General features: G+C 61.7%; 7 protein-coding genes. 5 read left to right on the plus strand and 2 right to left on the minus strand.

Annotation, left to right across the window (positions count from 1 at the left end):
- The coding region (locus tag VGU61_RS01650) for an MBL fold metallo-hydrolase (protein WP_326857354.1) at nucleotides 1-421 on the plus strand (421 nt) is incomplete at its 5' end.
- 58 nt (nucleotides 422-479) lie between these two features.
- Nucleotides 480-1,136 carry a DsbA family oxidoreductase gene (locus VGU61_RS01655; RefSeq protein WP_326857355.1) on the plus strand — a complete coding sequence of 219 codons (657 nt, stop codon included), beginning with the start codon at nucleotides 480-482 and terminating at the stop codon, nucleotides 1,134-1,136.
- 1 nt (nucleotide 1,137) lies between these two features.
- Here the strand turns inward: VGU61_RS01655 and VGU61_RS01660 are convergent, their stop codons facing one another.
- The gene (locus VGU61_RS01660) at nucleotides 1,138-2,313 is read right to left on the minus strand and encodes a GGDEF domain-containing protein (RefSeq protein WP_326857356.1); all 1,176 of its coding nucleotides are present in this window, start codon (nucleotides 2,311-2,313) and stop codon (nucleotides 1,138-1,140) included.
- A gap of 236 nt (nucleotides 2,314-2,549) precedes the next feature.
- Here VGU61_RS01660 and VGU61_RS01665 point away from each other — a divergent pair, with 236 nt between their 5' ends.
- Nucleotides 2,550-2,828, plus strand: a complete 279-nt coding sequence (locus VGU61_RS01665; protein ID WP_326857357.1) for a hypothetical protein — start codon at nucleotides 2,550-2,552, stop codon at nucleotides 2,826-2,828.
- 125 nt (nucleotides 2,829-2,953) lie between these two features.
- Here VGU61_RS01665 and VGU61_RS01670 read toward each other — a convergent pair whose 3' ends face one another.
- Nucleotides 2,954-3,325 (minus strand): hypothetical protein, encoded by a 372-nt coding sequence (locus VGU61_RS01670; RefSeq protein WP_326857358.1) that lies wholly within the window; start codon nucleotides 3,323-3,325, stop codon nucleotides 2,954-2,956.
- Between the two features lie 391 nt (nucleotides 3,326-3,716).
- On the opposite strand from VGU61_RS01670, the gene rpoD reads away from it, so the two are divergent.
- Both rpoD and VGU61_RS01680 read left to right on the plus strand, forming a co-directional pair.
- On the plus strand, nucleotides 3,717-6,218 hold the full coding sequence (rpoD, locus tag VGU61_RS01675; RefSeq protein ID WP_326857359.1) for an RNA polymerase sigma factor RpoD: 2,502 nt from the start codon (nucleotides 3,717-3,719) through the stop codon (nucleotides 6,216-6,218).
- 97 nt (nucleotides 6,219-6,315) lie between these two features.
- Entirely contained in the window at nucleotides 6,316-7,455 is a 1,140-nt protein-coding gene (locus tag VGU61_RS01680) for an FAD-dependent oxidoreductase (RefSeq protein WP_326857360.1), read from the plus strand.
- Nucleotides 7,456-7,512 lie beyond the last annotated feature (57 nt).

Here is a 7,512-nt window from a genome sequence, read left to right on the forward strand (position 1 = left end):
ACCGTGGGATCGCAATGAAACCTTGTGGGGCGGATTCGCGGTCCGGCATCCGGGTTTCTCGTTTTTCTTTTCCGGCGACCTCGGTTACTCGAAAGATATCGCCGACATCGCCGCCCGCTTCGACGGCTTCGACCTCGCCGCCATCGGCATCGGCGCCTACCAGCCGATCTGGTACCGCAACTCTCATGTGAGCCCGGAAGAAGCGGTGCGCATCCACAAGGAACTGCGCATCAAGCGCAGCATCGGCATGCACTGGGGCACCTTTGCGCTGGGCGAGGAAAGGCTCGACCAGGCGGTCGACGACCTGGCGCTGGCGCGACAGCAGCACGGCTTGAAGGATGACGAATTTTTCGTGATGCACCATGGAGAGACGTTCCGGACCGATCAGCCGACGCTGCGCTGCTGCAAGTCCGGCCCTTGAACAAGGCCGGCATGGACGCACATACTTCTGACCTACTTTTTCTCGCAAAGGCAAGCCGATGACCACCCGATTGAAAATCGACTTTGTTTCCGACGTGTCCTGCCCGTGGTGCGTGATCGGGCTGAAGTCGCTGCAGCAGGCGCTTGGCCGTCTCGACGGCGATGTGGCGGCCGATCTGCATTTCCAGCCGTTCGAACTCAATCCGCAAATGCCTTATGAAGGGCAGGACATCACCGAGCACCTTGCCGAGAAATACGGCGCGACCGAAGAGCAGAGCGCGCGCAACCGCGAGGCGATCCGGGCGCGCGGCGAGGAGCTGGGATTCGCATTCCGCATGGAAAAACGCAGCCGCATCTATAACACCTTCGATGCCCACCGCCTGCTGCACTGGGCGGAAGAACAAAGCCGCCAGCAGGCATTGAAGGAAGCCTTGTTTCAAGCCTACTTCACCGACGGCAAACACCCCGGCGATCATGCCGTGCTGGCTGAACTTGCAGGGACGGCGGGACTGGATGCCGCGCAGGCGGCCGACGTGCTGTCATCCGGCCGGTATGCGCAGGAGGTGCGGGAACAGGAGCGCTTCTACCAGCAACAGGGCATTCATGCCGTGCCGGCGGTCATCATCAACGACCGCTACCTGATCCAGGGCGGACAGCCGCCTGAAGTGTTTGAACAGGCGATCCGCCGCATCGTCGCGGAATCGCCGGCCACCTGATCTACGGATGGCGGGGCTGGCCGGCGCTGTCTTCGCTGCTAACCACTCTGTTGCGCCCCATCGCCTTGGCTTGATATAGCGCACTGTCGGCCCTTGCCATCAGGTGCGCGAATGCCTCGCCGCCGACCAGCGTGGCCACGCCGATGCTGACGGTGTACGCCGGCACCCGGCCGTCGCCGCCCCCGGGCTGTGTTTCCAGCGCCGCCCGCAGCCGGTTGGCGACCGCCGATGCCGCCACGCGGTTCGTATCCGGAAGCAGCACCGCAAATTCCTCGCCGCCGACGCGGGCGAAGTAATCCACCGAACGGATCGCCGCATCGGCGCGCAGCACCGCATCCACCAGCACGAGATCGCCGATGGCGTGGCCCGAGGAGTCGTTGATCTGCTTGAAATTGTCGATGTCCAGCATGATCAGCGACAGATTCTGCCCGCTGCGCGCGATCCGTCCCAGCTCGCGCTCGGCGATTTCGAAAAAGGCGCGCCTCGACCATGCGCCGGTCAGGAAATCGCGGTTGGCGGCGCGTTCCGCTGTTGCCATCATCCTGTCATGCACCAGCATGACTGCTCCCAATGTCAGCACGGGCAGGGTCATGGTGCCGGCGGACAGGAACAGCATGTTCCAGGGCGACGGCTGCAGCAGCGAGGTCATTTGTCCAGGGTCAGCCACATGCACGGCCGCGCGGATGGTGTGGCCGGCGGCGATGACGATCGCCATGCCGCCTGCGAACAGGTGGGGATACCGCGAACGCCTGCTCTGGCGCGAGCCGAATACGGTAAGCGCGATCATCAGGCAGACGGCTACCTGGAACATCGATACGACCACCGTGCGCAATGCAAAGGAATCGAACACATAGTGAAACACGGCGATGGCCAGCATCACGCATGCAACGCCCGTTGCCAGCAATCCCATGGGCATGCGCCGGCCGAAGAAGCGCCGGTAACCGAGCAGGACCGCCGCGCTTGCCGCGGCATACACGCCATTGGCGACTTCATAGGCGATCAGTGGCGGAAGCTCCCTGCCGAATGCGTAGAGAATGAATGCGAAGAAACCGATCGCATTGGCGGCCGCCCATTCCCTGATCCCGGCGATGCCGCTTCGAACCAGCGAAAACGAAACAAGAAACGTCAGCACGCAAAACAGTGCCGCGATCAAGATGATGTGAAATGTGCTTGGCATGCCAGCAAGAAAAAATATGAATCAGTCGGTTCGCATCGGGCCAGCTCCCGAAGGGTCAGATCGCCACGCGCGGGTTTCCCCTGGGGAAGCGCGTTCGTACAGCACCCACGGGTAACACTTGTTAACAAAATTAACACAAATGCGAACAACCTTTGATACGGACTATATGTCAAAAAAGCATGAGGCCAGGATGGTCTTCATGGCTTTGTTTTCAAATCAATCAGGAGGAAATAATCATGATAAAGAAATCCATTGCAATCGCTATCGCTTCGTTCTCCGTTCTCGGCCTGAGTGCTTGTGACGTCGACAAGACCAAGGAAGGCAATGTCAACTTGCCGAAATACGAAGTCGAAAAGAAACAGGCCGGTGATGTGACGCTGCCCAAATACGATGTGAAAACGCCGGATGTCAACGTGAAATCCGAGGAAAAGACCGTCACGGTGCCAACTGTCAAAACCGAAGAGAAAACCGTCGAAGTGCCGAAGGTGGAAGTCACTCCGGCCAAGGAAAAGTAATCTCTCCGTGGGTACGTAGCGCAGCGCCATCAGGACATCGCGGCGTAACGGCACGACGCGCAGGCTTCCCGCCACCACCTTGGCCGGCAGCCTGCGTTCTCACTTATTCCCTATTCCTTACGCCGTCAGGTTGAAGCCGGGTTGGCGTCGATATCCGCCAAGGTTTCCAGCCCACGCTGCGTAACATCGTAACCATCATCCGCCGGCCTGGACTTGATATGTCCTTTCTTGCTCAGGAACGTAACGACACCTGCATCGATCTGCGCATGCGGATCGATCGACAGCGCCCGCAGACCGTCGATGCAGCGCTTGATAAACAATGTCTGCTTGCCCTTTTCGGTCAGTTCCAGCGTCCCATCCTTCCGGTACTCCGCATATTTGAGCCCTGAAAGGCGTTTGGCGTTCCTTGAAACGCGGGCGCTCGGCTTGCCTTTTTTCTGTCCGGCCCCAATTTCAGCAAGAGCGTCGAATTCATCGAGAGTCAGTTTGTCATTCACTACGTCATCCTGTAACGATTGTTGAGAATGTGCGCTTCATCCGGCGAATGAACCACGCACACTGCATGCGAGTGCGCATATTACCGAAATTGATGTCTGTTATATGAAGCGACCACTGGACATACTTGTTACTATGAAACATAATTCGCGCTGCAATTTTTTACCCTCGCAGCAAAAGTGCCCGCCGACGATTGCTCTGACTGTTTCGCTAACAGAGGTCGACGGACCGCATTTTTTCTGAACCATTCGCCGACGTTTAACTCCCATCTCATTCCTGTTTTGTCTCCGCCACGCAGCGTCATGCGCTCGTGAATTACAGCGTGCGCCGCGATGATCGCGCCGCGCGGTATTCCGCTCTGCAAAGCGCTGGCGCCAGAAACACTTTTAATCAATGACCAAAACTGCCAAAACTCTGACATTGACTTCCAAATCGACTGGCGCGGGATCGGCGAGACCCGCGCAGTCGAAAAAAGTACGCACGGTCTCCCACGCCGCCGATCCGGTGCAGGCGCCAAGCACGGTCACGGTCGTGACCAAGTCGCGTTCGCGCTTCGCCAACAGGCTTAATGACGCCGGCGCCAACGACCCCGGCGGCGTGCCCGCAATGGAAACGGCGGCCGTCCAGGCACCGGCCGTACAGCCGACACCTGCAGCCATCCCTGCAGCCGACGTTTCCGCTACGCCTGTGGCCGCAACAGCCCCTGAACCCAAGCAAAAGAAAGCCGTCGTGGTGAGAAAGGCGACGCAAAAGCCGGCCGAAACCACGGCAAAATCCGACCCTGCCGCGCCCGCTGCAGTTGTCCAGACCACCGATGCCGCTGCACTGGCCGCAATCGATACAAGCGGCTATGCGTTGCCGGGGGTGAAAGTTCAGGCCCGCCGCGGACGCCGGCCGACCGAATATCAGCCGGAGCAGGAAGAAGTCGCGGCCCTGAACGCGGTCGAACGCGCAGAACTGCGCGCCGCGTCCCGCAGCAAGAATCGGCAGGCCAAGGAAAAAGGCGGCGATGCCGCCAGCGAAGAACAGCTCGAAGCGCAAAAGGAACAGATCAAGCGGCTCATTGCCATCGGCAAGGAGCGCGGCTTCCTGACCCACGGCGAAATCAACGACCATCTGCCGGACGATGTGGTCGATGCAGAGGCGATCGATGGCCTGATCGGTACCTTGAACGAGATGGGCATTGCCGTCTATGAACAGGCGCCGGATGCGGAAACCCTGCTGCTGTCGGACAAGGTTGTCACGGCAACAAGCGAAGATGAGGCGGAAGCGGCGGTCGCGACGGCGTTGTCGGCGGTCAATCCCGATTTCGGCCGCACCACCGATCCGGTGCGCATGTACATGCGCGAGATGGCAACGGTCCCGCTGCTGACACGCCAGCAGGAAATCGATATCGCCCGGCGCATCGAGGATGGCCAGAAGGACATGATGCAGGCGATTGCCGCCTGCCCGACGACGATTGCCGAAGTGCTGGCGCTGAGCGGCAAGATCGAGAGCGGGCAGATGAATGTCGATGACGTCATCGATGGACTGGTCGACGCGGCGGCCGCACCGCTGCCGGAAGCGGCGGCCGACGAGGCGATCGACGATGAAGATGCCGATCCGGCCGAAGAGCTCGCCGACGACGAGGATGACGACACCGCCACCGGCGCGTCCAGCAGCCTGTCCGAAAAGGAAATGCAGGAATTGCGCAAGCAGGCGCTGGCAAAATTTGCCGCCATCGGCGCCGAGTTCGAGCGCATGCAGGCGGCACGCGAAAAGTCCGGCTACGGCTCGCCTGCCTATGTCGCGGCCAAGGATGCGATCGTGCAGGAAGTGCTGGGCATGCGCTTCACCGCAAAGACCATCGAAAAGCTCAGCGACACGCTGCGCGCGCAGATGGAAGACCTGCGGCAGATCGAGAAGCAGATCCTGGATGTCGCGGTCAATAAATGCGACATGCCGCGCGCGCATTTCATCGAAGCCTTTCCGGGCAATGAAACCCGGCTCGGGTGGGTGGATGAACAAGTTGCAGCAGGACGTCCGTACAGCGCCGCGCTCGGTCGCCAGGCGCCGGCCATCAAGGCGTATCAGCAGCGCCTGATCGATCTGGAGGAGCGGGTGCAGGTGCCGCTGGCGGACCTGCGGCAGATCAATCGCCAGATGATCACCGGCGAGAAGCGGGCACGCCAGGCCAAGCGCGAGATGACCGAAGCCAACCTGCGGCTGGTGATTTCGATCGCGAAGAAATACATCAACCGCGGCCTGCAATTCCTCGACCTGATCCAGGAAGGCAATATCGGTCTGCTCAAGGCGGTGGACAAGTTCGAATACCGGCGCGGCTACAAGTTTTCGACGTATGCGACATGGTGGATCCGGCAGGCGATCACGCGTGCGATCGCCGACCAGGCGCGCACGATCCGCGTGCCGGTGCATATGATTGAGACCATCAACAAGATGAACCGCATCTCGCGCCAGATCCTGATGGAGACCGGCGTCGAACCGGACGCGGCGACGCTGGCGGCGAAGATGGATATGCCGGAAAGCAAAATCCGCGACGTGATGAAGATCGCCAAGGAGCCGGTATCGATGGACATGCCGGTCGGCGAAGACGGCGATACGCTGCTGGGCGATTTCATCCAGGACGAAACCACGCTGGCGCCGGCCGATGCGGCGATGCATGCATCGATGCGGTCGGTGATCAAGGAAGTGCTGGATTCGCTGCCGGCACGCGAGGCGAAGGTGCTGCGCATGCGCTACGGCGTCGATATGGCGAGCGACTTCACCCTGGAGGAAGTCGGCAAGCAGTTTGACGTCACCCGCGAGCGGGTGCGCCAGATCGAAGCGAAAGCGATGGCAAAGCTGCGCCACGCATCGCGTGCGGACCGCTTGCGCACCCTGCTGGAAAAGGGCTGACGGCGGGCAGCGTCATACCGCGGCATAATCAGCCTGCATGGACCGGTTCCATGCAGGCTTTTTTTATTGGCGCGGACGAACGGAAAGGATGGCCGGCATGGACAATGGACAGCCACTCAAGGCGGACTACCTGATCATCGGCGCGGGCATCGCTGGTGCGTCCATCGCTTACTGGCTGGCGCCGCACGCCAGCGTCATCCTGCTGGAGGCGGAAAGCCAGCCCGGTTATCACAGCACCGGACGGTCGGCGGCGCTGTTCTATGAAAGCTACGGACCGATTCAGGTACGCGCGCTCACCCGCGCCAGCCGTGCCTTCCTTGATGCGCCGCCAGCCGGCTTCGCCGCGCATCCGATTCTGTCGCCGCGCGGCGCACTGATGGTCGCCATGCATGGCCAGGCCGATCTGCTCGATAAACATGAAGCGGTCGTGCGCTCGGTCACTGACGGCGTGCGCCGGCTCAATGCCGAGGACGCCTGCGGCATGGTGCCGGTGCTGCGGCGCGAGCGGATTCTCGGTGCGGTGCTGGAACCGGACGCGGCCGATATCGATGTCCATTTGTTGCACCAGGGTTTCCTGCGCGGTGCGCGCGCCGCCGGCGGCACCGTGCATTGCGATGCGCCGGTCACCGCTATGCATCATGCGGGAAGCACATGGCATGTAGCTGCGGGCGGGCGGGAATATGAAGCGCGGGTGGTGGTGAACGCCGCCGGTGCGTGGTGCGACCGCATCGCCGTGCTGGCGGGCGTGCCGCCGATCGGCCTGGAACCAAGGCGCAGATCGGCATTCATCTTCGCGCCGCCGGATGGCATGCCGACCTCCGGCTGGCCGATGTTCATCGGCGTGGACGAGTCGTATTACGTCAAGCCGGACGCCGGCATGCTGCTCGGCTCGCCGGCCAACGCCGACCCGGTCGAACCGCATGATGTGCAGGCGGAGGAACTCGATATCGCGATGGCCATCGACCGCATCCAGCAGGTGACCACGCTGTCGGTCCGCCGTCCGCAGCGCGTCTGGGCGGGATTGCGCTCCTTCGTGCGGGACGGCGACTTCGTCGGCGGATTCGATCCCGCCGCACCCAATTTTTTCTGGGCCGCGGCGCAAGGCGGCTATGGCATCCAGACCTCGCCCGCCGCAGGAGAGTTGTACGCGGCGATGCTCAGGGGCGTCGCCATTCCGTCCTACCTCGACGACTTCGGCGTGCGCGCCGGCGAGCTGAATCCAGGCCGGCTTCGCTGAGTTCGTTCCGTGCGCCGGGCGTCCAGCCGTCAGGTTTTCAGAAGCCCCAGGCTGGCT

The organism is Noviherbaspirillum sp., from assembly GCF_035944575.1.
Lineage (GTDB): Bacteria > Pseudomonadota > Gammaproteobacteria > Burkholderiales > Burkholderiaceae_D > Noviherbaspirillum.

Bases quoted from the DNA above. Each gene is read 5' to 3' on its own strand.
- VGU61_RS01655 (WP_326857355.1), top strand. From the start codon at position 480: ATGACCACCCGATTGAAAATCGACTTTGTTTCCGACGTGTCCTGCCCG.
- VGU61_RS01660 (WP_326857356.1), bottom strand. From the start codon at position 2,313: ATGCCAAGCACATTTCACATCATCTTGATCGCGGCACTGTTTTGCGTG.
- VGU61_RS01665 (WP_326857357.1), top strand. From the start codon at position 2,550: ATGATAAAGAAATCCATTGCAATCGCTATCGCTTCGTTCTCCGTTCTC.
- rpoD (WP_326857359.1), top strand. From the start codon at position 3,717: ATGACCAAAACTGCCAAAACTCTGACATTGACTTCCAAATCGACTGGC.
- VGU61_RS01680 (WP_326857360.1), top strand. From the start codon at position 6,316: ATGGACAATGGACAGCCACTCAAGGCGGACTACCTGATCATCGGCGCG.